The 22,991-nt window shown below is 70.4% G+C and carries 27 protein-coding genes; 12 read left to right on the top strand and 15 right to left on the bottom strand.

Translation table 11 applies throughout. From position 1 onward, the window contains the following. Positions 1-67: 67 nt before the first annotated feature. Positions 68-1,645, bottom strand: a complete 1,578-nt coding sequence (locus AZE13_RS22660) for a GMC oxidoreductase (RefSeq protein WP_398780200.1) — start codon at positions 1,643-1,645, stop codon at positions 68-70. A 444-nt stretch (positions 1,646-2,089) separates the two neighbouring features. Between AZE13_RS22660 and AZE13_RS22655 the strand changes: the two genes are divergently transcribed. Then, positions 2,090-2,695, top strand: coding sequence for a carbonic anhydrase (locus AZE13_RS22655; RefSeq protein ID WP_066934951.1), 606 nt, complete (start codon positions 2,090-2,092; stop codon positions 2,693-2,695). Positions 2,696-2,868: 173 nt separating this feature from the next. Beyond that, positions 2,869-3,339 (top strand): cyanase, encoded by a 471-nt coding sequence (cynS, locus tag AZE13_RS22650; RefSeq protein WP_066934948.1) that lies wholly within the window; start codon positions 2,869-2,871, stop codon positions 3,337-3,339. Between the two features lie 56 nt (positions 3,340-3,395). On the opposite strand, the gene AZE13_RS22645 is transcribed toward cynS, so the two are convergent. The 11 genes from AZE13_RS22645 to AZE13_RS22595 form a co-directional block, all read right to left on the bottom strand. After that, the gene (locus tag AZE13_RS22645; protein WP_066934946.1) at positions 3,396-4,394 is read right to left on the bottom strand and encodes a phosphotriesterase; all 999 of its coding nucleotides are present in this window, start codon (positions 4,392-4,394) and stop codon (positions 3,396-3,398) included. A gap of 135 nt (positions 4,395-4,529) precedes the next feature. Further along, positions 4,530-5,090, bottom strand: coding sequence for a carboxymuconolactone decarboxylase family protein (locus tag AZE13_RS22640; RefSeq protein WP_066934944.1), 561 nt, complete (start codon positions 5,088-5,090; stop codon positions 4,530-4,532). Between the two features lie 85 nt (positions 5,091-5,175). Beyond that, positions 5,176-5,610: a hypothetical protein gene (locus tag AZE13_RS22635; RefSeq protein WP_066934941.1), complete on the bottom strand. Its 435-nt coding sequence runs from the start codon at positions 5,608-5,610 to the stop codon at positions 5,176-5,178. A 36-nt stretch (positions 5,611-5,646) separates the two neighbouring features. Beyond that, complete coding sequence (locus AZE13_RS22630) at positions 5,647-6,003, bottom strand: hypothetical protein (RefSeq protein WP_066935057.1); 357 nt, start codon at positions 6,001-6,003, stop codon at positions 5,647-5,649. Positions 6,004-6,171: 168 nt separating this feature from the next. Further along, on the bottom strand, positions 6,172-6,441 hold the full coding sequence (locus AZE13_RS22625; RefSeq protein WP_066934938.1) for a DUF6343 family protein: 270 nt from the start codon (positions 6,439-6,441) through the stop codon (positions 6,172-6,174). A 118-nt stretch (positions 6,442-6,559) separates the two neighbouring features. Then, positions 6,560-7,954, bottom strand: coding sequence for a hypothetical protein (locus AZE13_RS22620; protein WP_066934936.1), 1,395 nt, complete (start codon positions 7,952-7,954; stop codon positions 6,560-6,562). Further along, positions 7,951-8,742: an alpha/beta fold hydrolase gene (locus tag AZE13_RS22615; RefSeq protein WP_066934933.1), complete on the bottom strand. Its 792-nt coding sequence runs from the start codon at positions 8,740-8,742 to the stop codon at positions 7,951-7,953. Before AZE13_RS22615 ends, AZE13_RS22620 begins: the two co-directional genes overlap by 4 nt. Before the next feature lie 85 nt (positions 8,743-8,827). Continuing rightward, entirely contained in the window at positions 8,828-9,571 is a 744-nt protein-coding gene (locus AZE13_RS22610; protein WP_079124279.1) for a UdgX family uracil-DNA binding protein, read from the bottom strand. A gap of 180 nt (positions 9,572-9,751) precedes the next feature. Continuing rightward, on the bottom strand, positions 9,752-10,678 hold the full coding sequence (gene ligD, locus AZE13_RS22605) for a non-homologous end-joining DNA ligase (protein ID WP_066934930.1): 927 nt from the start codon (positions 10,676-10,678) through the stop codon (positions 9,752-9,754). Next, positions 10,675-11,694 carry a non-homologous end-joining DNA ligase gene (gene ligD, locus AZE13_RS22600; RefSeq protein WP_066934927.1) on the bottom strand — a complete coding sequence of 340 codons (1,020 nt, stop codon included), beginning with the start codon at positions 11,692-11,694 and terminating at the stop codon, positions 10,675-10,677. The genes ligD (AZE13_RS22605) and ligD (AZE13_RS22600) overlap by 4 nt, the downstream gene beginning before the upstream one ends. Beyond that, a complete protein-coding gene (locus tag AZE13_RS22595; protein ID WP_066934923.1) occupies positions 11,691-12,311 on the bottom strand; it encodes a DNA polymerase ligase N-terminal domain-containing protein in 621 nt (206 codons plus the stop codon). The genes ligD (AZE13_RS22600) and AZE13_RS22595 overlap by 4 nt, the downstream gene beginning before the upstream one ends. Before the next feature lie 317 nt (positions 12,312-12,628). On the opposite strand from AZE13_RS22595, the gene AZE13_RS22590 reads away from it, so the two are divergent. Next, positions 12,629-13,126 carry a DUF488 family protein gene (locus tag AZE13_RS22590; protein ID WP_258527928.1) on the top strand — a complete coding sequence of 166 codons (498 nt, stop codon included), beginning with the start codon at positions 12,629-12,631 and terminating at the stop codon, positions 13,124-13,126. 92 nt (positions 13,127-13,218) lie between these two features. Here AZE13_RS22590 and AZE13_RS22585 read toward each other — a convergent pair whose 3' ends face one another. After that, positions 13,219-14,685: an aminotransferase class I/II-fold pyridoxal phosphate-dependent enzyme gene (locus AZE13_RS22585; RefSeq protein WP_066934919.1), complete on the bottom strand. Its 1,467-nt coding sequence runs from the start codon at positions 14,683-14,685 to the stop codon at positions 13,219-13,221. Between the two features lie 128 nt (positions 14,686-14,813). On the opposite strand from AZE13_RS22585, the gene AZE13_RS22580 reads away from it, so the two are divergent. Beyond that, the gene (locus AZE13_RS22580) at positions 14,814-15,488 is read left to right on the top strand and encodes a DNA alkylation repair protein (RefSeq protein ID WP_066934916.1); all 675 of its coding nucleotides are present in this window, start codon (positions 14,814-14,816) and stop codon (positions 15,486-15,488) included. Between the two features lie 12 nt (positions 15,489-15,500). Here the strand turns inward: AZE13_RS22580 and AZE13_RS22575 are convergent, their stop codons facing one another. Further along, positions 15,501-15,908 carry a hypothetical protein gene (locus tag AZE13_RS22575; protein WP_066934914.1) on the bottom strand — a complete coding sequence of 136 codons (408 nt, stop codon included), beginning with the start codon at positions 15,906-15,908 and terminating at the stop codon, positions 15,501-15,503. A gap of 122 nt (positions 15,909-16,030) precedes the next feature. On the opposite strand from AZE13_RS22575, the gene AZE13_RS37045 reads away from it, so the two are divergent. From AZE13_RS37045 to AZE13_RS22560, 4 genes are all read left to right on the top strand, one after another. Next, positions 16,031-16,186, top strand: coding sequence for a DUF6131 family protein (locus tag AZE13_RS37045; protein WP_181690418.1), 156 nt, complete (start codon positions 16,031-16,033; stop codon positions 16,184-16,186). 93 nt (positions 16,187-16,279) lie between these two features. Then, complete coding sequence (locus AZE13_RS22570; protein WP_066934912.1) at positions 16,280-17,092, top strand: Fpg/Nei family DNA glycosylase; 813 nt, start codon at positions 16,280-16,282, stop codon at positions 17,090-17,092. A 157-nt stretch (positions 17,093-17,249) separates the two neighbouring features. Further along, on the top strand, positions 17,250-17,576 hold the full coding sequence (locus AZE13_RS22565) for a plasmid stabilization protein (RefSeq protein ID WP_066934909.1): 327 nt from the start codon (positions 17,250-17,252) through the stop codon (positions 17,574-17,576). Positions 17,577-17,854: 278 nt separating this feature from the next. Then, complete coding sequence (locus AZE13_RS22560; protein ID WP_066934906.1) at positions 17,855-18,058, top strand: cold-shock protein; 204 nt, start codon at positions 17,855-17,857, stop codon at positions 18,056-18,058. Between the two features lie 38 nt (positions 18,059-18,096). On the opposite strand, the gene AZE13_RS39070 is transcribed toward AZE13_RS22560, so the two are convergent. Continuing rightward, positions 18,097-18,282, bottom strand: a complete 186-nt coding sequence (locus AZE13_RS39070; protein ID WP_309302208.1) for a hypothetical protein — start codon at positions 18,280-18,282, stop codon at positions 18,097-18,099. Between AZE13_RS39070 and AZE13_RS22555 the strand changes: the two genes are divergently transcribed. From AZE13_RS22555 to AZE13_RS22540, 4 genes are all read left to right on the top strand, one after another. Next, positions 18,275-19,789 carry a DEAD/DEAH box helicase gene (locus AZE13_RS22555; RefSeq protein ID WP_398780198.1) on the top strand — a complete coding sequence of 505 codons (1,515 nt, stop codon included), beginning with the start codon at positions 18,275-18,277 and terminating at the stop codon, positions 19,787-19,789. The two genes, AZE13_RS39070 and AZE13_RS22555, sit on opposite strands and share 8 nt — an antisense overlap. Before the next feature lie 224 nt (positions 19,790-20,013). Next, positions 20,014-20,754: a hypothetical protein gene (locus AZE13_RS22550; RefSeq protein WP_079124271.1), complete on the top strand. Its 741-nt coding sequence runs from the start codon at positions 20,014-20,016 to the stop codon at positions 20,752-20,754. 8 nt (positions 20,755-20,762) lie between these two features. Continuing rightward, complete coding sequence (locus AZE13_RS22545; protein ID WP_066934901.1) at positions 20,763-22,070, top strand: sensor histidine kinase; 1,308 nt, start codon at positions 20,763-20,765, stop codon at positions 22,068-22,070. Continuing rightward, positions 22,067-22,987: a polysaccharide deacetylase family protein gene (locus AZE13_RS22540; protein WP_066934897.1), complete on the top strand. Its 921-nt coding sequence runs from the start codon at positions 22,067-22,069 to the stop codon at positions 22,985-22,987. Before AZE13_RS22545 ends, AZE13_RS22540 begins: the two co-directional genes overlap by 4 nt. Positions 22,988-22,991: the final 4 nt, after the last annotated feature.

Genomic DNA, 22,991 nt, shown 5'->3' with positions numbered 1-22,991 from the left:
TCCGGCAAGCACGCACCGGAACGGCGGAAGCGGCGGGCGGCGGAGGCCGGGATAGCGGCAGCGGCCGCTATTGCGCGGCCCTGACGTCCTCCGCGATGATCCGCTCGATATTCCGCTCGGCCAGCGCTGTGATGGTCACGAAGGGGTTGACTCCGATGGACCCCGGTACGAGTGCGCCGTCCGTGACATAGAGGTTGCGGTAACCAGCGACCCGGCCATAGAGGTCGGTGGCCTTGCCAAGGACGCAGCCACCGAGCGGGTGGTAGCTGAAGTCGTCGGAGAAGTTCTTCAGCTGCGGCCCGAACAAGTCGTAGCGGTACATCGTCGTGTTGGCCTTGTTGATGCGGTCGAAGAGCGACTTCGCGGCGTTGACCGCGGGTGTGTTCTGGTCCCGGGTCCAGCGCAGCGCGACCCGGTCGGCGGCCTTGTCGTAGACGAAGGTGCCGCGCTCGGGGTTCTTGGTGATCGCCAGATAGAGGCTGACCCAGGTCTCCAGGCCGGCCGGCATCGGCGCGATCTCCGCGAAGACCGGGGCGGCGGGGTTGTCCCAGTCGTCGATGCCCAGGGCGGGGATCGACGACTGGTGGGCCCCGGTGGGGTGCCAGAGGTGATTGGCCCGGCCGGTCATGATGTTGCCGTTGGGGCCCCAGCCCGCGCCGACCTCGGCATTGAGGTCGGGCAGTGTTCCGGTGTCCCGGGCGCGGACCAGCAGCTCGGTGGAGCCGAGGCTGCCGGCTCCGAGGAACAGGTGACGGCAGGCGATCTCCTTGTGTCCGACGGTCTTGCCGTCGGCGTCGATCTGGTCCACGGACAGCACATAGCTGCCGTCCGGCTGCTGACGGATCGCCTTGACCTGGTGCAGGGTCTCGATGGTGACCTTGCCGGTGCCGAGCGCGGCGGCCAAGTAGGTCTTGTCCAGGCTCTGTTTGCCGTGGTTGTTGCCGTAGATGACCTCGCCCGCCAGCGCGGACTTGGGCACCTCACCGGCCGCCTCGCGCCGCATGTAGCCGAAGTCGTAGACATTGGGGACGAAGGCGGTGCCCAGCCCCGCCTTGCCCGCCTGTTCGCGCGAGACCCGCGCGAACTTGTACCACTCCGTCTCCTCGAACCAGCCCTTGTCGATGTGGTTCACCTTGAGCATGGAGTTGGCGCGCGGGAAGTACCGGTCGTACATCTCCGCGGCGTCCACCCGCGGGAGGACCTCCTCGAAGTACGAGCGCTTCGGCACGACGGCCATACCGCCGTTGACCAGCGAGCCGCCGCCCACTCCCCGCCCCACGTACACCGACATCTGGTCGAAGTGCACCTTGTCCAGCACGCCCGCGTACGGGTCGATGTCCCGGTTGATCAGATCCAGCCACAGGAACGAGCCCAGCGGGGCCTCGGTGCGCGACTTGAACCAGCTGGAGCGGCGGTCGGGCGCGAGCATTCCGCAGAAGACGTTGCCGTCGTCGGCGGGCTTGTTCCACAACTGGCCCATTTCCAGCATGAGCGTGGGAATTCCGGCCTCGCCGAGCCGCAGCGCGGACACCGCGGCGCCGTATCCCGTACCGATCACCACGGCCGGTACGAACGAGCCGCTGCCGGCCTGTGGAGCGCGCCGGTCGGCGGCCGCGGCTCGCGGGGCAGCGGAAATCGTGGTCATTCCGGCGACGGCGGCGCCGCCGAGCGCGGCCAGTCCGAGCAGGCGTCGCCGTGACAGATGCTGATTCTGTGGGTTCTGCTGGTTGTTGAACACGCTGCTCGTACCCCGACCTTCGCCGACAGGATTCTTCCCCGCAGGGCTGTTCCACGACGACGTCCCCGTGGGGATCGCAGGCCCTTTCCTTCAGCCCCAGCCGCCGCGCGCCACCATCCTGAGCGAGAAAGACTGGGGGAAATGCCAGAGATACCGGAGGCCGCGGCGAGCAGACAGCGCGGGTGACGCAGCTCCGGACGGACCAGCGAGCCGCATCAGAAACCCGAAGCTCCGAAGCTATAGATGTCAGCAATAGGAATCATGGCCAGTAACTGTTGGACACTATAGGCACAGGTCATGCACCGTTGACTGTGTTGGCCCCAGAGCCGGCAGCCACCGAAGGAGTGACCCATGCCCGACCTCGCCGACGGCATCGCCCGTTTCCAGCAGGACGTCTTCCCGGCCAAGGCGGACCTCTTCGCCCGCCTGGCCGCGCACCACAGGCCGCACACGCTGTTCATCGGCTGCTCGGACGCCCGGGTCGTACCGGAGCTGATCACCCAGGGCGAGCCGGGTGAGCTCTTCGTCATCCGGACCGCCGGAAACCTCGTCCCCGCCTACACCCCCTGCGCCAACGGGGTCACGGCGAGCATCGAATACGCCGTCGCCGTGCTCGGCGTGACCGACATCGTCGTCTGCGGGCACTCCGCCTGCGGCGCGATGACCGCCCTGGCCGAAGGCCACGACCTCAGCGGCGCGCCGGTGGTCGCCGACTGGCTGCGGCACGCGGACGCCGCCCTGGCCCGCACCGCCGGCCTGGCAGCAGGCCCGGAGAAGACCGGGGCCCTGGTACTCCAGAACGTGTACGCGCAGCTGGCGAACCTGGCCACCCACCCTTCTGTCGCCCAAGCGCTGGCGGAGCGGAAAGTGACACTGCACGGCTGGGTCTTCGACATCGCCACCGGGCACGTCGAAGCGCTCGATGCGCCCGGCACGGTCACCGCCCTCGCGTCCTGACCGAAGTCCGGCCCGAGCCCCCGCCCGGGCGCTGCCCGAGGCGTTGACACAGCCCACCCGCAGCACGGCACGCCGGGGCCATCGCCCCTGCCCCAAGAACCCGCCGTTCCGCCTCTTCCCACGCGGAACGGCACCCCCGGAAAGAACGACACTCCCCGAAAAGGAGCCCTCTCATGGTGCATGCCCAGTTCGACCCCGCCGCCCGCCAGGCCCTGGCCGCGCAGGCCGTGGAAGCCAAGACCCGCAAGGACCTCACCTGGCAGCAGATCGCCGACACGGCCGGCCTGTCGGTCGCCTTCACCACCGCCGCCGTCCTCGGCCAGCACCCCCTGCCCGAGCAGTCCGCGAAGGCCGTCGCCGAGCTGCTGAGCCTCGACGAGGACGCGGCGATGCTGCTCCAGACCATCCCCTCCCGCGGCTCGATCCCCGGCGGCATCCCCACCGACCCGACCATCTACCGCTTCTACGAGATACTCCAGGTCTACGGCACCACCCTCAAGGCCCTGGTCCACGAGCAGTTCGGCGACGGCATCATCTCCGCGATCAACTTCAAGCTCGATGTGAAGAAGGTCGCCGACCCCGACGGCGGCGAGCGCGCCGTCATCACCCTCGACGGCAAGTACCTGCCCACCAAGCCCTTCTGACCCACACCACCGGGGCGGGCCGCACCGGCCCGCCCCTCCCCCAGTCCAGCGTGACGTCAAGTCCCTTCGAAGATGCGGCGTGGGTTGTCGACGAGCATCGTGTTGATCTGCTCGTCGGTCACGCCGCCTCTGCGGATGTCCGGCAGTACCTGGTTGCCGAGGTGCAGGAAGTTCCAGTCGGGCAGCAGCGCGTGGCGCAGCTTCTCGTCGATCCAGTCGATGTAGCAGTTCACGTCGTGGGACAGGACGATGCGATCGGCGTACCCCAAGTCGCACATCTCGATCAGGGTCTTGTTGCGGGACTCGTACGTCGGAAGCCCATGGCCAGGAGGGAGGTTGACGCCGAAACGGTCGAAGCCGAGCCAGAAGCCGTGGTCGGCCAGCTCGCGCAGGTGGTCCAGCGAGGTGGTGTCCCCACTGTGTCCGAGCACCACGCGGTGCGGAACGACTCCCTCTTCGTCGCAGATCACCCTCTTGACCTCCAGCCCGGTCTTGGAGTCGGGGTGGGTGTGCACGGTGATCGGGACGCCCGTCTGGTGGTGCACTGCGGCCATGGCACGCATCACCCGCTCGATGTCCTCGGTCAGGCCGAATTCGTCGATGGCGCACTTGAGGTGTCCGGCCTTGACGCCGCCGGTGCCGGCGATGCCCTCCTTGATGTCACGGACGCAGTTGTCGATGAGCGGTTCGGGTTGGTCGATCCCCAGGCGCTGGAGCGCCGGGCGCGCGGAGAACGTGAGCGGCAGGTCACGGATGGTGTACAGGCCGGTCGAGACGATGATGGTGAGTTCGGGCACCTGCCTGGCGACCTTCTGCATGAGCGGAACGTTGCGGCCGTTGCCCGGCGCCGTACATTCGACGATCGTCTTCACGCCCTGCTGGGCGAGTTCACGCAACTGCCCGACCGCATCCGCGACCCGGTCGTCGGTGTTGCCCCACGCCTGCGGCCAGTTCTGCTGGATGTCGGGGTTGAAGACGAAGATGTGCTCGTGCATGTAGGTGCGTCCGAGGCCGGCCGTGTCCACCGGGCCGCCGATGGCATTTACCGTGGTCATCGCAGTACTCCCTTGCGGTCGTGGAACCTGCGGCGACACGTCGGGTCCGACCGCGCGCTGGTGTTTCCAGGCTGCATCGGTGACGACCGACCGGCAAGCCAAACCGCCGCGACGAGGCGTGGCGACTGCGACGCCTCACCTCTCCTCTCGCCGCGCGCGGCCCGTGTTGTCAGCGGCGGACCAGTCGGGTGGCCGCTGGTCGACGTCGACTTCGAGGTTCTCCGCAAAGATCGCGTTCAGGACGTAGTGGCCGATGAGCATGGTGGCGATCGCCGTACCTTCCTCACCCAGCGCGGCGCGGGCGGCCTCGAAGGTCGCGGCGTCGGCCTTCTGCTGGGTCACGCACTCCTCGGCGTAGCGCAACAGCGCGGCCTGCGTGGGGTCGAGGGCGGAGAGATCGCCGGTCGTGGCCGCGGCGATGTCCTGGTCGGGGACGCCCACCTGTTTCGCCCGCGGCTCGTGGTGGTGGCGCTCATAGTCGCAGCCGGTGAGGGCGGCGACCCGCAGGATCGTGAGTTCCCGCAGGGCGGGGCTCAGTGCCGCATTCTGCAGTGCGTTGCCCTGGCGCAGGAAAGCCTCGGTGATATCGGGGTCCGCGACGAGCATGGCCCGTACCAGGTTGATGGGGAACAGGTCGTAGAGCTCCCGCTCGCGCGGGGTCATCGTGGCGGGGTCACGAAGCGCGATCCGAGCCATCGTGGGCCTCCTCCGTCGAGTCTGCGCGGCCCCCACACAACCCGGGGCACACCTGCTCCCCCGGCGCCCGGCTCCTGCGTATTTCTCACGTTACATTCCCCGCTTCCGGCGACTCCTCGGGCACGGGCAGCGACCGCCACAGCCCACCGCCGGCAGCGGCGACGAGGTTCGGTGCGACACTGCGCAGCCAGGCCGCCGTGGCGTCGGGATCCGGTACGGAGACGACGAGGAGCCGGAAGGGCGAGGGCGCCAGCAGCCCGATGCACAGCACCGGCGCACCGGGCCGTACCGCCACAAAATCCCTTCCGGCCACGTGCCGGCGTACGCCGACGCAGACCACTCCGGGCGCCCAGACGCCTCGTCCGCACCTCCCCCGGAGGGCACGCCACCAGTCCGGTTCGATCACCGCGGTGCGCACAGCGGAGAGCGGCACACGCACCCGGCCGCGCCTCGCGGCCACCTTCTCCGACCACGTCAGACGGAGGATGAGCTGATCCCCCTTGATCGTCGGCTGTGCCATCACCCAACAGCCCCCAGTGACGTCCGGCAGGCCCCGCTACGACACGAGCGTGACCCACTGGCCGCTGTCGGCCGTGTTGACACATCTCTGGTACGGATTCGGATCGCCCTGCCGCTCCTGGCATCTCCACGTGGCATCCCCGACACGGACCAGGACACCTGAGTCACCGGCGCTCTTCCACACCTTGGTGTAGGCACTCGCCACCTGGAGCGCGGTGGAACACGGCACGGCTTCGTCGGCCATCACAGCGAGCCCGGAGACACGCTCCGTTCCGCAGACCACGCTGGGGGCCGCGGCCGCGCTCTGTTCGGCGGGCACCACGGCCGGAGCCGAAAACACCAGTGCGGCGACGCCCATCAGACCTACCGCCACTGCTGTCCTGGTCGTATACATCTTGAGCCTCCAAGACATGAACGACTCAACCCACTGGGCGGGACGAGGCTGTCTGTCGAAGCAGGTGTCCCGAAGCGCGGACACGTGCCGTCCGCCTTCGCGCGGACGCACACGTCTTCGTACTCCATCATCGCCCGACGAGCCCGGCCCTGCCGCTCGAACAGCCCCTCATCCGCCCGGACGCTGCTCGCGGCGGCAGCGGCGCAGGATGACGACGAGGTCCAGTGCCGCGACGAGGGCGAGCACACCGCAGACGACGGAGAGGGCGAGAAGGACGGTGGGACCGGGTGAATCGTTCGGCTGGGAGGCGCGCGCCCAGCTCGCGAAGCGGATGGTTCCCGTGGCGAAGACCACCAGGGCGCCGGACGCGAGGATCAGCCGGAGCCGTAGCGCACTGCGGGCAGTGACCGGTTCGGTTCCCGTGCGTGAGCGTTTCATGACCGCACTCCCTCAGGCACGGCTCGCCACGAGGCCTCCCTTTCACTCTGGTCCTCCACTACGAGCGGGGCAAGTGCTGCTGCCCGCACCCGAGCCGGCGCGCACCTGGGTCCGGCGGTCACCTGGCCGGCCGCCAGATGACCTCGTCACGGTTCGTCAGAACGGCGGCGGCGTCTGCCGTGTCCAGCGGCAACGGCATCGGATAGCGGGTGCGGATCTTGCGCAGCTCGCGATGCGCGCGGACCAGGCTGGCGAAGTCGCGTGGGTAGGCGGTGGCGTCCATGCCGGTCAGCACACCGATCTTGCGGGCCCGAGCGGCCGTGCGCCGCCAGTCGTCCGCACTGGCCAGGCCGATGGATTCGGTGCCGTGGTTGAACAGCAGGACGCGGATCTCGTCATACGGATCGGTGGAATCCAAGTACGCCTCGAGGCCCGCGCGGAACGTCTCGGTGCCGAAGACGGCCCAGTACGGCACCGAGCCGGTGCGCAGCGCCTGCCAGGGGTCGAGCAGCAGGAACGACTCGACGAGGAGGCGGTCGGCGGGCAGGTTCCGGCCCGCGTACCAGGAGCGGTAGAGGTCGGCGACGGCAGGGCTGAGACGTTGTGGGGTGTCGAAGCGCAGGAGGTCCAGGTCGAGCCGGTGCCGCTCGGCGAAGGAGGAGAGGTCGTCGAGCAGCGCCGGCTGCATGCCCCACTCCGCCTCGGGACTCTCGCCGTCGGCGGCGGGCGGGTCCCAGCGGCGCGCTGTGGCGCCGTAGCGGGCGAGCAGGTCGGTGACGCGAGGACCGCCCCGGCGGTACTCCTCCGGTGTCGCGTCGCCGAGCGCACCGAACTGGAACACATACCGGTCATCGACCCTGGTGGTGGGCCAGGTCAAGGTGCAGTCGACGGCGACGATCCTGCCGCCGGGGGCGAGGTGGTGGCGGATGAACCGGCGGTACGCCTCGGGCAGCCGGCACCACTTGGCCCGGAAGTACGTCATTCCGGCGATCATGAGCCGGTCCTGGTTGGGGTCGTGCATGTGATGCAGTACGAAGTCGGGGTTGGCGGCGAGCAGCGCTCGGCCTGCCCCCTCCACCGCGGCGAGGTCGCCACATGGATCGTCCGGGGAAACGCCACGGCGGCGCACGGGCAGCAGAAGCGTCTGCGGCAGCCACGCCGCGTCGAGCGCGGCGGCGAGGTGGACCAGTGCGCCGTTGGCGGACCCGACGAAGATCACGGGATAGCGGCGGCGGGGGTAGTGACGGGTGACCCATGTGGCGAGATCATCCGCACGCACATCGCCGACCCTGCGCAGCGGGATGGCCTCGGCCCAGCCGCTCGCCGCGTACACCCACTCCCTGGCCTTGACCGGCAGCCGGTTCACAGCGCCGAGCAGTCCGGACATCGGCAGCTCGAGTGCGGCCGGGACCTGGCCGATGGCCGGCACGTCCCGGCCCGTGTGGAAACGGGACAGGGCGCGCAGCATGCCGGTGGCCGAGTCGAACGCGGCGACGGCGCTGGACGCCTTCATCCCGCTGCCCTCCTGTCCCCCGGCCGTGTTCCGTCGCCCGCCCCGCCGCCCTCGCATTCGTGGGTGAGGAAATCGTCGACGAGGCCTGCCAGCGCATGCGGCCGCCGGTAGGGAACCATGTGGCCGGCGTCGGGTACCACCGCCAGCCGGCCTGCGGGAAGCAGCCGGGTCACCTCCTCCGCCCAGTCCTGGGGGACCATCCGGTCCCTCGCCCCTCGGACCACCAACGTCGGCACGGTGACACTCGGCAGCTTGTCCTCCATACGGTCACGCAGCGTTTCGACGAAGGCGCCGACGACGCGGCGCAGGCCCGCGTCGCGGTAGTCGGCGAGGTTGAGCGGTGCCATCGAGAGCCGCTCGTGCGGGGAATTGCGCATCCAGCGCAGCAGTTGGCGGGCGAAGCTGCGCGCCGCGGGGTCGACGGTCGGTCCCACCAGCACCAGGCCCGCGATACGGTCCGGGTGCCGGACAGCGGCGTCGACGGCCACCTGACAGCCGAACGAACCCCCGAGAAGTACGGCCTGGTCCAGGTCGACAGCGGCCAGCCACTCGACGACCGCGTCGGCCAGCGCCCGCAGGACGAGCGGGTGCGGAGGCCTGCCACTGGCGCCGAACCCGGGGAGATCGACGGTCCACGCGTCACGGTCACGGCCCAGCACCTCGACGAACGGCTGGAACTCCCTGCTGGACACTCCGGCGCCGTGGAGGCAGACCACCGAGGGACGCCGCCCGGCACGTCGCCAGGCCACCATCGGGCAGCCGCCCACCATCGCCGTGATGCGTTGCATGTTCCCTCCGTACCCCGATTCCCCGACAGGCGCGCGCGGAGCCGCGACGAAGCCCCACGGACGGGGCACCGGAAGCAGAGGCCGGCTACCGGGCCAGTGCCCCGGCAGCCACCCGCAGATCCGACACCAACCCCTCATACGGTTTCCTCCGGTCCTCGGCACGCAGAATCGCCGCCGGGTGGACCGTCGCCACGACATACCCCCCTTCGCCTGCCTGACCTGTCCTCCTGCCTCCCGGTTCGTGCTCCTCCGGCAGGGGGATGAGCGCGCCCCGGTCCTTCGTCACCCGGAACGACGGCCCCAGCAGCGCCTTGCCGGCGGTAGCCCCGAGCGCCACCACCACCTCCGGGCCGACCAGGCGCAACTCGGCAGTCAGCCAAGGACGGCAGGCCGACATCTCCCGCAGGCTGGGGGGCTTGTGGATCCGACGCTTGCCCTTCGTCGCGAGGGTGAACTTGAAATGCTTCACCGCGTTGGTGAAGTACGCCTGATCCACGTCGAGGCCGGCCTCCCGCATCGCCTTCTTCAGCAGACCGCCGGCCGGCCCGACGAACGGCTCGCCCTGGCGGTCCTCCTGGTCACCCGGCTGCTCGCCGACGAACATGGCGCGGGCCGAGGCATCGCCCGCTCCGAACACGGTTTGCGAAGCGTCCTGGTACAGCGGGCAGCCCTGGCAGTCCTCCGCGGCACGCCGAAGAGCCGCGATTCCTCCGCGCCGGGGCACGTAGGGGCCCGCGTCGTACCGCTGCCCGGCGGAGCCGGGACGTGCCTCGTCGCGCCGTGAGAAGCGTTCGGCGGCTGCCCTGCGGTCCGAGGTCGGCTCTGGCATGACGTCCCTGCCGTATCCCGAGCTGTGCGGCTGTCCTGTGGTGATGGTGCCTCCGATTCCCTGTGCGGGACGCGCGCCACGCGGCAGCAGACCGTGGTCTGCCCCCAAGGTCTGCCCCAACAGCCTCATGTCCGCCGACACCGGACGGCCGTTCGGCCGCACTTCCCATGGGGCAGGCGGTCACCCGGCGCGGCACAGGCGCGCCAGGCGGCGGCGGGCGGGGGTGAGGGAACGGCCGCGCCGCAGGCTGTCCCGCCAAGGGTTGTCGTGCAGGCGCTCGCCGATCGTCTCCAGCGTCCACCGTTGCGCGGCGAGGCCGGGTTCATCCAGTTCCGGCCAGGCCAGTGGTGTGGCGATGGGGGCGCCCGGCAGTGCGCGCACGGCGTACGGTGCGACGGCGGTCTGGGCGTAGGCGTTGCGCTGTACGTCGAGGTAGAGCCGGTGGCGCCGGGCGTCCTTCCTGGGTTCGGTGGTGAGGCGGTCGGGGTGCCGGCCGGCGAGCAGCTCGGCGGCATCGCGGGCGAAGGCACGGACATCGTCGAAGGGCGTGCGACGGTCCAGCGGGACCAGGACGTGCAGGCCCCGGGATCCGGTGGTCATCAGGGCGCTGGGCAGGCGCAGTTCGTCCAGGAGGTCATGCAGCAGGCCGGCGGCCTCCCGTACCGGGGCGAAGTCGTCGGCGGGCGGGTCCAGGTCGAACACCAGGCGGTCGGGGCAGTCGGGGCGGTCGGCCTTCGCCAGCCAGCGGTGCGGTGTGATGCACGCCTGGTCGGCGAGGTAGAGCAGGGTGGCCGTGTCGTCGCAGAGTACGTGGGTGACACTGCCGTCCTCCTTGGGCAGCTCGGCCGTGTGCACCCAGTCGGGGAAGTAGTCCGGCACGTCCTTCTGCATGAAGCCCTCGCCGTCGATTCCGTCGGGGTGGCGCTCCAGCATCAGCGGGCGGCCGCGCAGGTGCGGCAGCATCGCCCGGGCGGCGCTGCGGTAGTACTCGGCCAGGTCGGCCTTGGTGAGGCCGTCCCGGGGGAAGAGCACCTTGTCCGGGCGGTTGATCTCCACGGTGCGGCGTCCGGCCCGCAACTTCCGTGCGGGGCTCGTTGCGGCGCTCATGACGTCCCTCCGGCCGGCCGCTCGCGGATCACGTCGGTGGCGTGCTTGTCGTCGCGCAGCCCCAGGAAGCGCGGGTGACGCAGCCGGCCGGCCCGGGTCCACTCGGTGAAGTCGAACTGGCCGACCAGCCTGGGCCGCACCCAGTGCGCCGTCCGTTCGCCGACCTCGTCGACGAACGGACAGCGGGACCGGACCAGGCCGTCGAGGCGGCGGCGCAGCTCGACGAGGGTGGCGGTGTCGTAGCCGGTGCCGACCTTGCCCGCATACCGCAGCCGGCCGTCCTGGTAGTAGCCCACCAGCAGGGCCCCGAACCCCACACGGCTGCCGGCCGGTTCGGTGAAGCCGCCGATGACGAACTCCTGCCCTGCGCTGCATTTGAGCTTCAGCCAGCTGGTGGAGCGCTTGCGGACGTAGGCGTCGCCGGCGCGTTTGGCGATCAGCCCCTCCCAGTCACGGGCACATGCCTGGTCCAGCAGGTCCTGGCCGCCCTGATTGCGGTGCGGCGTGAACCGCAACGGAGCGCGGAATTCCAGGGCGTCACGCAGCAGCGCCTTGCGGGTGCGCAGCGGCAGCCCGGTGATGTCGTAACCGTCCAGGCGGAGGAGGTCGAAGAGGTAGTAGTGGACCGCGACGCGGCTGGCCCGGACAGCGGCCGGATCCGTCAGCCCCATCCGCTGCTGCAGCAGGGAGAAGTCCGTGCGGCCGTGGCTCAGCGCGACGATCTCACCGTCCACGGTGAAGTCCTCGCAGTCCTGTGCGGCCAGCGCGTCGACGAGTTCGGGGTAGGTGGCGTTCAGCGGCTTGCCGCTCCGGGACGTCAGGCGCACCTTGTCGGTGTCGCGCCGGGCCAGGGCCCGGACACCGTCCAGCTTCCGCTCGAAGAGCCAACCGTCGTCGAAGGCGCGGCGGTCGCTGAGGACGGCCAGCATCGGCGGCCCGGTCGACCGGGCGCGCGGTGCGTGGCGGAGCAGCTGCCGTTGCCGCTCCGGCACGCGGTCGAGGAATCCCGCCCTCACGTGCGGTCTCCCGGAGCTTCGGCCGCGAGCTGTTTCAGCGTGCGCCCGCTGCGCACCGACCGCGCGCGGCGGGGGTCGGGCGTGCCGTGGGCGGCGGCGCGCTTGCCGTCGTGCTTCACCAGCAGCCAGGCGGCACGGTCGCCGGCCTGGCCCGTTCGGATCCTGGTGAGCGCGTAGTCGCCGTGCAGCTTGGATCCGTCGAGCCGGAACGACGCGTGCCCCTTCTCCAGGGCGTCGGCGAGGCCGACCTCCTCGCCGTGACGGTCGGTGGTGAGGTTTCGGTAGGTGCCCTCGTCCCAGATGATGACGGTGCCGGCGCCGTACTCGCCCTCGGCGATGATCCCTTCGAAGTCCCGGTACGCCAGCGGGTGGTCCTCCGTCGGCACGGCCAGTCGCTTGTCGTGCGGATCGTCCGAGGGCCCCTTGGGCACCGACCACGACTTCAGTACTCCGTCCGCCTCCAGGCGGAAGTCGAAGTGGAGTGTGCTGGCATCGTGGATCTGCACCACGAAGCACGGACGGTCACGAGAGGTGCCGGCCCGGTCACCCTTCGGCTCCCCGGTCTTCGCGAAGTCACGTTTACGGTGGTACTCCGCCAACGCCCTGGTCGCTGCCATGGTCACCGTCCCGCCGGAAACGCCCGGGCCGCAGCGAGCAGCAGAATCCCCGGAACGCACATGGTCAGCCCCTTCGACGACATCACACTTCCCACTGTGACACCGGACGGATCCGCCGTCCTGGGCGCGTCCTGGTGGACCCGCAGGGGAACGTGGCACAGGACGGAGAGGAGCCACTGTCCATGGCTCGGTGTGAAGACCAAGACCGGCCTGCCGATGCCCCTGATGCCGCTGGTGCCGCGTCGCGGCGCACTGCCGGGGCCGGTGCTCCCGTGCACCTGCTGACGTTCGGCCATGGCACGGCCGATGCCACAGAGATGACGCGCTTGCTGCGGTCGGCCGAGGTGCACCGCCTGGTAGACGTGCGCAGGGCACCCGGCAGCCGGTACAACCCTGACGCCGGACGCCACCTCATGGAGCAGTGGCTGCCGCAGGCCGGTATCGCCTACCGATGGGAGCAGCGGCTCGGCGGACGGCGGACGGCGCGGCCGGACACGCCCGACACCGCGCTGCGCAACCGGGCCTTCGCCGGATACGCCGCACATATGCGCTCCCCGGAGTTCCTCACCGCGGTCGACGACCTGCTCGCCGACGCCGCCGCGGAGCGCACCGCGGTGATGTGCGCCGAGTCCGTGTGGTGGCGCTGCCACCGCAAAATGATCGCCGACTTCCTGGTCCTCGCCCGTCAGGTCCGGGTGCTGCACCTGATGCACGACGGCACCCTGCGCCCGCACCTGATCAGCCCGGAGGCACGGCTGTGGCCCGAACGCCGCCTGCTGATCTACGACGCGGGCCAGCAGTTCCTGCCCGGCTGACGCCGACTCCCCGTGGGGCAGCTGTCCGTCCAGGGACCGGCCGGGCGCAGGCGCACTCCTGCCCGGCCGGGCACACGGAAACGGCCTGCGTTTCAGGCGACGACTCTGACCGTCCGCAGCTCGGTGTCGGCAGCGTCGGGGATGTTCATGCCCGCGGCGATTCCCGTACGGAGGTAGCGGATCACGGGCGCGGTGATGAGTTCACCGGGAAGCACCACCGGAATCCCCGGCGGGTACGGAGTCAGCATCTCCGCAGCCACCCGGCCGACGGCCTGGCCGGCCTCCACATCCTCCACGTCACCGAAACATGCGTCCCTCGGCAGGCATGTCTGCCGCATCCGGAGCTCCGACGGTGCGGGGACCTCCACCCGCCGGGCGCGGCGCAGGCCCGGCGCCGCGGACGACAACGCCCGCAGCGCTTCGACCAAGGCGTCCGCGGTCTCCTGGTCGTCGGCATGGGTGAGCTGCGTGTTGATCCGGCGGTGGTCGGAGAGATGGACGTCGATGTCGCGGTGGGCTCGCAGCCAGTCCGCCGCCTGGTATCCCGTTGTTCCGAGCCCGCTGACGTCGATGACCACGGGCAGCGGATCGAAGTCGTCCGCCAGCCCCGGTCCGCAGAAGTCCGCGCGATCGTGCACGTGGACTCCCCCGATGCTCTCGATGGCCGTCCGGACGCGCGCCGCCAGGTCGAGGGCGCGGGTGAGGAGGTCCCGACCGTGCTGAACCATCTGCCGACGCCAGCCGTCGAGTCCGGCATAGATCAGGACGGAGGGGCTGGTGGTACCGAGCAGGTCGGCCCGGGAACGCAGAACGGTCGGATCGATCAGGTCACCCCGCAGGTGGAAGACGGATCCCTGCTCCAGGCCGCTGCCCACCTTGTGGATGCTGGTGACGCAGACGTCGGCGCCGGCGTCCATCGCCCAGGACGGCAGCGCATCGTGAAAGGGCAGATGCGCGCCCCAGGCTTCGTCGACGACGAGTGGCCGTCCCCTGCGGTGGCAGACGTCAGCGATGGCCCGCAGGTCCGCACAGCTTCCGTACGGTGTCGGGCTGGTCACGAGCGCTCCCCTGGCATCCGGGTGCGCCCGGAACGTCTCCTCGAAGTCTTCGGCGGACGGAGGGTGCGCCAGATGCAGGTCGGCGTCCCATCGCGGATCGACCCACACGGGTTCGATGCCGGAGAGAATCAGCCCGGAGACCACGGATTTGTGCGCGTCCCTGCCGATGAGCAGTTTCTCGTGGGGCCCCGCGACGGCGAGCATGGCGGCCTTCACCGACAACGAGCTGCCACATGTGGAGAAGAAGGTGTGGGAGGCGCGTACCGCGTCCGCCATCAGGCTCTCGGCACGTTCGAGCACCCTGCTGCGGGTACGCCTGTCGTCCAGGCCTCCGGACGCCAGGACGTCCCCGAGGAAGACGGCGTCACCCAGTACCTCACGTACGCGGGGATCGGCGCCCCTCGCCTGCTTGTGACCAGGCGGGCTGAACGAGAGGCGGCCCGTTGCGTGGTACTCGGCCAGCGCTTCCAGCACCGGAGCCTGACTGTGGTCGACCGACATGGCACACCATTTCCCGACGGACCCGCGGCTTAACCGGCTGTCGGCGGCCGCCGCCGAACGGCGTGTCGCGGAAGGGGGCCGGCTTCCGCCGTAGGCTGCATCTCGCACCCGAGGGACAGGAGGCTGAGATGGCCGGGACGACGGTGTCCGAGGTGATGGCAGAGCTGGCCGAGCTCGAGGATCCGAAGACCCGCGCGGTGAACGAGAAACACGGTGACGATCACGGGGTGAACCTCGGCAAGCTGCGCGCGCTCGCGAAACGGCTCAAGACCCAGCAGGAACTCGCATGCCGGCTCTGGGAGACGAAGGACACCGCGGCGAGACTGCTGGCGATCCTGATCTGCCGCCCGAAGGCGTTCGAGCGTGACGAGCTGGACGTCATGCTGCGCGAGGCGCGCACGCCCAAGGTGCACGACTGGCTCGTGAACTACGTCGTGAAGAAGAACCCGCACGCCGAGGAGCTGCGCGTGGCCTGGTCCGCCGATCCGGATCCGGTGGTCGCGAGTGCCGGCTGGGCGCTGACCACCGAACGCGTGGCGAAGCGGCCCGAGGGCCTCGACCTCGCAGGACTGCTCGACGTCATCGAGGTGAAGATGCAGGGCGCCCCGGACCGCCTGCAGTGGGCGATGAACCACTGCCTGGCCCAGATCGGTATCGAGCACGCTGAGCACCGCACCCGTGCCATCGGCATCGGTGAGCGCTTGGAGGTGCTCAAGGACTACCCGGCTTCCCCGGGCTGCACCTCTCCGTTCGCGCCCATCTGGATCACCGAAATGGTGCGCCGGAAGCACAGCAAAACCTGATCCCAGCAGTCGTCAGCCGGGAAGTTCGACGGTGTAGTCCTCGTAAGCGATGGTGACCACCTCGGTTGCCGGCTCGGCGTTGGATGCGTCTTCCTCCAACGGCTTCCGGCTCGAAGCCCGTGCATGGATGAAGCAGTGCCGCGCTACGAACTCGTGGTATTCGCTGTCGTACTCAAGGACGGTGATGACTTCCTGGTGGGTGGATCCGCGATCCGTCCGCCTCTTCCTCTTGAGGCTCTTTGTCTGGAGGCCGGCATCGACCCAGGCCGTGAAGAGCGGGCTGCGGTCCAGGCCACGGATGATCGTGAACTCGCCCGGTTGAGAGTGCGTCGGAAGGGTCACGTTCTGGACCGTCTCCACCTCCCAACCACCGAGCTCGATACTGAAGACGCCGGATGGATTTACGTCGCCGGTGGCCATGACGGGCTCCTCACCTCTGAAGCAAGCCTAGGGTCACGGGAGCGTGCGCGATCCGCTGTTGCCCAGGGGGCCGGAGCGGATCACAGTGTGAGTAGGGCATTCTCGCGAGAACGGAGAATGTTGTGATCATTCTTGGCATCGTCCTGCTTCTGATCGGCTTCGTGCTCAAGATCTCCATACTGTGGACCATCGGGGTCATCCTGGTCCTTGTCGGAGCTGCTCTGTGGGTCCTCGGCGCCGTCGGCCACGCCGTCGGCGGACGGCGGCACTACTGGTAGCCGGCGAGCCGCGCCCGTCGGCGGGCCGGGCAGCCGGGCAGCCGGGCGGCGGGGCGGCGAATGGGGTGGACGGGGTGGATGGGGGGATGACGCATGCCCGAACTGCCCGATGTCGAGGCGTTCCGCAGGATCCTGGCATCCTGCGCGCAGGGCCGCGTGATCCGGCGGATCGAGGTCCGCGACCCGGGCGTCCTCCACGGGATCGGCGCCACTCGGCTGCGGCGTGCGCTGGAGGGCCGCAGGTTCGGCCGCCCCGAGCGGCACGGGAAGTGGCTGATCGCCCGCACCGGCGGCCCCACCCTGCTGCTGCACTTCGGCATGACCGGAGAGCTGGTGTGCGCCACCCCGGGTGACCCGGTCCACGCCCATGACCGGGTGGTGTTCACAGTCCGCAAGGACCGTCAGCTCCGCTACCGCGACCAGCGCAAACTCCAGGGCCTGTGGCTGGTCGACGACGACGGACTGACCCGGATGCTGGGTGACCAGGGGCCGGACGCGGCGACGGCGACCGCTGCGGACCTCCGGGGCGCGGTCGCCGGACGGCACGGCACCGTCAAGTCCGTCCTCATGGACCAGTCGGCGCTGGCCGGGCTGGGCAATCTGCTCGCCGACGAGATTCTCTGGCGCGCCCGGCTGCACCCCGCCCGCCGGGCCCGCGGCCTGACCGACGACGAGTGCACGCGCCTCCACGCGGAGCTGCGCCGGACCCTGCGTGCGGCCGTGCGGGCCGGACGCGTACCGCCGCGCAGGTCCTGGCTGACCGGACACCGCGACGACCCCAACCCGGCCTGTCCGCGCTGCGCCGCCCGGTTGCACCGGGGGCGCAGCGCCGGACGCGGCACGGTGTGGTGTCCCCGGTGCCAGCCCGACCCGACCGCTCGTCACCGCCCTCAGCGGTCGCGGTGAAGACCAGGGCAGCCGGGCCGTCCCGCACGGTCGGGCCGCTCGTGTCGCACGTACGCGTCATCAGCGGTGAACTGGAGAAGTGACCGGCGGTCGCGCCATCGTGCGCGCCTCCCGGTGACATGTCATCGCCGACCGGTCAGGCACGTCAGGAGTCGTCATGCCCGCAGGGTCCAGCAAGAAGCGTGAGCGTCAGTACGAGCACATCAAGGAGAGCGCCGAGCAACGGGGCGAGTCCACCAAGCGGGCGAAGGAGATCGCCGCCCGCACCGTGAACAAGGAACGTGCCCGCTCCGGCGAGTCCAGGACCTCCAGCAGGGTCTCCACCCAGGACCGCAAGTCCGCCTCGCAGCGGGGCGGCGAACGCTCCCACAGCGGTTCCCAGGGCCCGACGAAGGACCAGCTGTACGAGGAGGCCAAGAAGAAGAACGTCGAAGGCCGCTCCCAGATGAACAAACAGCAGCTCCGCAACGCCCTCGGCCGCTGATCTCCGCCGACCTGCGCTGACCTGCGCTGATCTCCGCTGGCCTCCGCTGGCCTGCGCGCCGTGGCGGCCAGGTGACCATCACGATCACCGAGAGGCTCTGGGCTCTGGGCTCTGGGGAGCCCCCCCGGGCGCGGGTCGGCGTGCTGTGCTACGGTTCCGAGGTTGCAGTTGTGGTACCCATGAACCTATGTGCGCCTGACGGGAATGTTTCTCCTTCAGGCGCATTATTTGTTTCCGGCATCTCCGGATGGGGCCTCTGCCTACAGAAGGAGAACGTCATGGCACAGGGAACCGTGAAGTGGTTCAACGCCGAAAAGGGTTTCGGCTTCATCCAGCAGGACGGCGGCGGCCCCGACGTCTTCGCCCACTACTCGAACATCCAGGCCCAGGGCTTCCGTGAGCTCCAGGAGGGCCAGCGGGTCTCCTTCGACGTCACGCAGGGCCAGAAGGGCCCGCAGGCGGAGAACATCGTTCCCGCCTGATCGCCGGACACGTAATCCACTCGCCGGGGTCCGCACTGTCAAGGTGCAGACCCCGGTTTGCGCTGTTCCAGGAAGGCAGATAACCGCATGTCCCGCAGGCCCCAGAAGTCGAACCGGCGCTCCTCGTCGCCCTCGCCGTCCCCCTCGTCGCCGAGGGAATTCCGGCTCCCGCACAGCACGACACCCGCACTTCCCGCCGTCGAGGACTTCGCTGATCTGGACATGCCCGCGGGGCTTCTGAAGACCCTCACGGCACAAGGCCTGACCGCCCCTTTCCCCATCCAGGCCGCCACGCTCCCCAATTCACTCGCCGGCCGTGACCTGCTGGGACGGGGACGCACCGGCTCCGGCAAGACCCTGGCGTTCGGGCTGCCGCTGCTGGCCCGCACGGCCGGACTGCGCGCGGAGTCCAAAGCCCCCCTCGCCCTCGTCCTGGTGCCCACCCGTGAACTCGCCCAGCAGGTGACGGACGCCCTCACCCCCTACGCGACGGCGGTGAACCTCCGGCTGACCACCGTGGTCGGCGGGCTGTCCCTCACCAAGCAGGCCGCTGCGCTCCGACGCGGCGCCGAGGTACTCGTCGCGACGCCCGGCCGGCTCAACGACCTCGTGGAACGCGGGGACTGCGTACTCACCGACATACGCATCACCGTGCTGGACGAAGCCGACCAGATGACCGACATGGGCTTCCTGCCGCAGATCACCAAGCTGATCCAGCACGTACGGCCCGACGGACAGCGCATGCTCTTCTCGGCCACCCTGGACCGCAATATCGACCGCCTGGTGCAGCGGTTCCTCACCGACCCCGTGGTGCACTCCGTGGATCCGTCCGCGGGAGCGGTGACCACCATGGAGCACCATGTGCTCCACGTCCTGGACGAGACCGACAAGAAGGCCGTCACCACGCGCATCGCGGCCCGTGACGGCCGGGTGATCCTCTTCCTCGACACCAAGAGGTCCGCCGACCGGCTCGCCAAGCGACTCCTGGCCGCCGGTGTCCGGGCGGCGGCGCTGCACGGCGGCCGCTCCCAGCCGCAGCGCAACCGCACCCTGGAACACTTCAAGAACGGCCAGGTCACCGCCCTGGTGGCGACGAACGTCGCGGCCCGGGGCATCCACATCGACGACCTCGACCTCGTCGTGAACGTCGATCCCCCCACCGACCACAAGGACTACCTCCACCGGGGCGGCCGAACGGCCCGCGCCGGCGGCTCCGGCAGTGTGGTCACGCTGGTCCTGCCCGACCAGAAGCGAGCCGTCACCCAGCTCATGTCGCACGCGGGCATCCGTCCGCGGACCGCCCGCGTCACGTCGAGCGACCCGCAGCTGGCCACCATCACCGGCGCCCGCGAGCCGTCCGGCGTGGCCGTCACCATCGAGGTCCCCCAGCCGACGGCGCCGGCCTCGTCCCGCCCCGGCCGGAAGGCCGGCACCCAGCCCGGTAAGCGGTCCGGCCGCCGACGCCGCAACGGCGGCGAGGCCACGGGTGGTGCTGCCGGCGCGGGCGGCCGCAATGCCGACCGGCGGGCCGCGTCCGATGCGGCGGACGGCGGCCGACGAGCAAGCGGCAACCGGCGAGGCACGGACGGCGGCCGACAAGCCACCGGCGGCAACCGGAGAGCCACGGGAGGCGACCGGCGGGCCACGGGAGGCGACCGGCGGGCCAGGGGCAGCGCTGCCACCGGAGGCCGCGGCTCGGACCGAGGGAGCCGCCGCACCTCTGCGAGCTGATGCCGAACGTCGACGCGGCCCGCGAGCGGGGCGGCCCCACGCACCGGTGATCGCGCGCGACGACCGGGCGGGCAGCCGACCGGGCAGGCGACCGGGCAGGCGACCGGTGGTGTGACGGATCACACCACTGGTTCCCTACAACCGCTGGGTTACCGTGTGCAGACCTGTCGAACAGCCGCAGAGCGTCGCGGAGAAGGTGTTTGCCCCCGTACGTCCCAGCCGCCATGCCTCCCGAGAACAGCGCCGTCCCCCTTGTCCGTGGCCTGCGCTCGCGCCGTGCCGCCGTACGGGCGGTGGCGCTGGTGACCGCGGTGGCGGGCACGGCGGCCCTGCTGGGCGGGTGTGCGGAGGCCGGTGCGCCGCAGGGTGCGGGACACGCGTCCGCCGTGACCGGTCCGGAACAACTGTGGCCCGACCACAAGCCCGCGCCGCCGAGCTCACCGCCTCCCGGAGGGGAGGAGTCGCCCCAGCCGCTGACCGCGCTGCCGCGGGTGCCGTCCGGGGACATCCGGAAGGTGTCCGCGCGCTCCGTCCTCCTGGCGCAGATCGACGCGGACAAGCGCCGCGACATCGAGGTCTTCGAGCAGGACGAGGAGCGCACGATCCGCGCCTGTGCCGGCAGGCCGGGCCCGCGGTCCTGTCCGGTGCGGGCCCCTGAGTACCACGACCTGACCGGCGACGGGAAGGACGAGCTGATCGTCGGCATCGACAGTGCGGACCATCTCCTGATCACCTACGCCTACACGCTCAAGAACGGGGTGGTGAACTCGATCCTGGACGCCACCAGCTACCCGCAGTCGGTGGAGGTCGCCGACCGCAAACTGGTCTTTCATGAGCCCGGGGACGCGCCCGGCTACGAGAGCCGCACGGTCTACGCGTGGGATGCGCGGCACCAGCGCATGACGATCGAGGACGTCGGCTACGCACGGCGCATCCCGTCCCCGGCAACCCCCTCGGGCGGGTGAGCCGGGCCGTGCGCACTCTCCGGCTGCGTCCGCCGCGGTGGCTGCCCGCCTGGACGGCGACGCTCTACTGGAAGACCGCCGTCTTCATCACCGTCATGTGCTGCCTACTCGCCACGGTGATCGGCATCCTGGTGCACGTCCTGGTCGACCGGCAGACCCAGGACCGTGCCCGCAACACCGCGCTGTCGGAACTGGACCGCAGCATGTCCGCGTACGTCGCCGGGGACCCCCTCGACCGCAACGTCGCGGTGGACCCGCCGGACCTTCCCGTACCGCTCCGTGAGATGACCGTGCGGCGGCACGAGCGCGGGACCCAGCTCGCCACCCACCGGGGCCACCCCGTGATGTGGGCCACCACGCCCGTCGCCGGGGGCAAAGTGCTGGCGGTACGGCTGGACTACAGCGAACAGGCGGCGTCCCTGCGCGGCCTGGACGGGGCCATCATCGGCTCCTCCGCCGCGGCGATCGTCGTCACCCTGGGGGCCGGACTGGTCTCGGTCTCCCGTATCACCCGCCGGCTGCACCACACCGCCCGCGTCGCCCGGCGCATCAGCACCGGCGATCTCGACGCCCGTGTGCACGACCCCCGCGCCCGGTGCCCCGACCGCGCCCAGGACGAGGCCGCCGCCGTGGCGACCGCGCTCGACGCGATGGCCGCCAGTCTGCAGACCAGGCTGCACAGCGAACAGCGCTTCACCGCCGACGTCTCCCACGAGCTGCGCACCCCGCTGGCCGGACTGCACTCGGCGGCCGAGCTGCTGCCCCCCGGCCGTCCGACCGACATGGTGCGTGACCGCGTCCGGACCCTGCGCGGGCTGACCGAGGATCTGCTGGAGATCTCCCGGCTCGACGCACAGGTCGAGAGCGCGGACCTGGACATACACCAGCTGGGCCCGCTGGCCGAACGCGCAGTCCGGGCAACGGGCACGGCGACCGAGGTCCGCGTCGTACGCGACGCCTGCGTGGAGACCGACCGGCGCAGGCTCGAACGCGTCCTGGGCAACCTCGTCGCCAACGCCCACAAACACGGCCGCCCGCCCGTCGTGGTCACCGTCGACGCGCCCGTCATCACCGTGCGGGACCACGGCGACGGCTACCCGGCCTACCTCCTCGACCAGGGCCCCCAGCGCTTCCGGAGCCAGTCGGGCGGGTCCGACGTCGGCAGGCGGACCGGCCACGGCCTGGGCCTGACCATCGCCACCGGCCAGGCCCACGTCCTCGGCGCCACGCTCCGCTTCGCCAACGCCCCCGACGGTGGAGCCATCGCCGAACTCCGCCTTCCCATTTCGAGGAGCAGAGGAGCAGAGCAGCAGTGACCCTGCCCACCCACGGGCGCTTCGGGTACTCCCCGATCGTCTCCCGCCCGCACTTCACCTGGCCCGGCGGAGCGCGGCTCGCCGTGTACGTCGCCGTCAACACCGAGCACTTCGCCTACGGGGAGAGCGGTCTCGGCCTCTCGTACTCCCCCGGGCTGCCGCACCCCAACACGTACAACTGGGCCTGGCGGGAGTACGGCAACCGGGTCGGCGGCTTCCGCATCGCCGACGCCCTCGCGCAGTACGACATCCGCCCCACGGTTCTGCTGAACACGGCGGATTACGACCACGCTCCCGAGCTGATCGGCACGTTCCGGGACGCCGGCGGCGAATTCGTCGCGCACGGCCGTACCAACTCGGTGCATCCGAACGAGCTCGACGAGACCGCCGAGAGACGCGTCGTCGACGAGGCCTACCGGGCGATCGCGACACATGAGGGCACCGGCCCGGCCGGCTGGATGAGCCCGGGCGCCAACCCCAGCGCGGTCACCGAGGACCTCCTCGCCGAACGCGGCTTCCTCTACACCATGGACTGGCCGATGGACGACCAGCCGGTATGGCTGAGCACCCGTGGCGGCCCGCTGTTGAGCCTGCCGTACCCCCACGAGGTCAACGACGTCCCGATGATCGTGTTCCACCATGGGACGGCCGCCGCCTTCGCCGACATGATCAGGGATTCGTTCGACGAAATGCTGGAGCAGTCCCGCCGGCAGCCGCTGGTGCTGGGGATCTCCGTCCACACCTTCATCGTCGGACAGCCGTTCCGGCTGAGGCACTTCAGGGCTGCACTGGACCATATCCGGCGGAACGCCGACGGCGTCTGGTTCACCACGGCCGGGGACATCGCGCGCCACTACCGCGACCAGGTCGCCCCGCCCCCCGCTCCGGCGCCACCAGGTGGTGACGGTTCGCCATGACACC

Source organism: Streptomyces sp. NBRC 110611, from assembly GCF_001590865.1.
Classification (GTDB): Bacteria; Actinomycetota; Actinomycetes; order Streptomycetales; family Streptomycetaceae; genus Streptomyces.
This window is presented reverse-complemented; position numbering and strand designations above follow the sequence as displayed.

Bases quoted from the DNA above. Each gene is read 5' to 3' on its own strand.
- AZE13_RS22645 (WP_066934946.1), bottom strand. From the start codon at position 4,394: ATGACCACGGTAAATGCCATCGGCGGCCCGGTGGACACGGCCGGCCTC.
- AZE13_RS22590 (WP_258527928.1), top strand. From the start codon at position 12,629: ATGACGCGCTTGCTGCGGTCGGCCGAGGTGCACCGCCTGGTAGACGTG.
- AZE13_RS22640 (WP_066934944.1), bottom strand. From the start codon at position 5,090: ATGGCTCGGATCGCGCTTCGTGACCCCGCCACGATGACCCCGCGCGAG.
- AZE13_RS22595 (WP_066934923.1), bottom strand. From the start codon at position 12,311: ATGGCAGCGACCAGGGCGTTGGCGGAGTACCACCGTAAACGTGACTTC.
- AZE13_RS39070 (WP_309302208.1), bottom strand. From the start codon at position 18,282: ATGTCCAGATCAGCGAAGTCCTCGACGGCGGGAAGTGCGGGTGTCGTG.
- ligD (WP_066934930.1), bottom strand. From the start codon at position 10,678: ATGAGCGCCGCAACGAGCCCCGCACGGAAGTTGCGGGCCGGACGCCGC.
- AZE13_RS22620 (WP_066934936.1), bottom strand. From the start codon at position 7,954: ATGAAGGCGTCCAGCGCCGTCGCCGCGTTCGACTCGGCCACCGGCATG.
- AZE13_RS22660 (WP_398780200.1), bottom strand. From the start codon at position 1,645: ATGACCACGATTTCCGCTGCCCCGCGAGCCGCGGCCGCCGACCGGCGC.
- AZE13_RS22580 (WP_066934916.1), top strand. From the start codon at position 14,814: ATGGCCGGGACGACGGTGTCCGAGGTGATGGCAGAGCTGGCCGAGCTC.
- AZE13_RS22570 (WP_066934912.1), top strand. From the start codon at position 16,280: ATGCCCGAACTGCCCGATGTCGAGGCGTTCCGCAGGATCCTGGCATCC.
- AZE13_RS22635 (WP_066934941.1), bottom strand. From the start codon at position 5,610: ATGGCACAGCCGACGATCAAGGGGGATCAGCTCATCCTCCGTCTGACG.
- AZE13_RS22565 (WP_066934909.1), top strand. From the start codon at position 17,250: ATGCCCGCAGGGTCCAGCAAGAAGCGTGAGCGTCAGTACGAGCACATC.
- AZE13_RS22550 (WP_079124271.1), top strand. From the start codon at position 20,014: ATGCCTCCCGAGAACAGCGCCGTCCCCCTTGTCCGTGGCCTGCGCTCG.
- AZE13_RS22655 (WP_066934951.1), top strand. From the start codon at position 2,090: ATGCCCGACCTCGCCGACGGCATCGCCCGTTTCCAGCAGGACGTCTTC.
- AZE13_RS22615 (WP_066934933.1), bottom strand. From the start codon at position 8,742: ATGCAACGCATCACGGCGATGGTGGGCGGCTGCCCGATGGTGGCCTGG.
- AZE13_RS22585 (WP_066934919.1), bottom strand. From the start codon at position 14,685: ATGTCGGTCGACCACAGTCAGGCTCCGGTGCTGGAAGCGCTGGCCGAG.
- AZE13_RS22610 (WP_079124279.1), bottom strand. From the start codon at position 9,571: ATGCCAGAGCCGACCTCGGACCGCAGGGCAGCCGCCGAACGCTTCTCA.
- AZE13_RS22630 (WP_066935057.1), bottom strand. From the start codon at position 6,003: ATGTATACGACCAGGACAGCAGTGGCGGTAGGTCTGATGGGCGTCGCC.
- cynS (WP_066934948.1), top strand. From the start codon at position 2,869: ATGGTGCATGCCCAGTTCGACCCCGCCGCCCGCCAGGCCCTGGCCGCG.
- AZE13_RS22560 (WP_066934906.1), top strand. From the start codon at position 17,855: ATGGCACAGGGAACCGTGAAGTGGTTCAACGCCGAAAAGGGTTTCGGC.
- AZE13_RS22575 (WP_066934914.1), bottom strand. From the start codon at position 15,908: ATGGCCACCGGCGACGTAAATCCATCCGGCGTCTTCAGTATCGAGCTC.
- AZE13_RS22625 (WP_066934938.1), bottom strand. From the start codon at position 6,441: ATGAAACGCTCACGCACGGGAACCGAACCGGTCACTGCCCGCAGTGCG.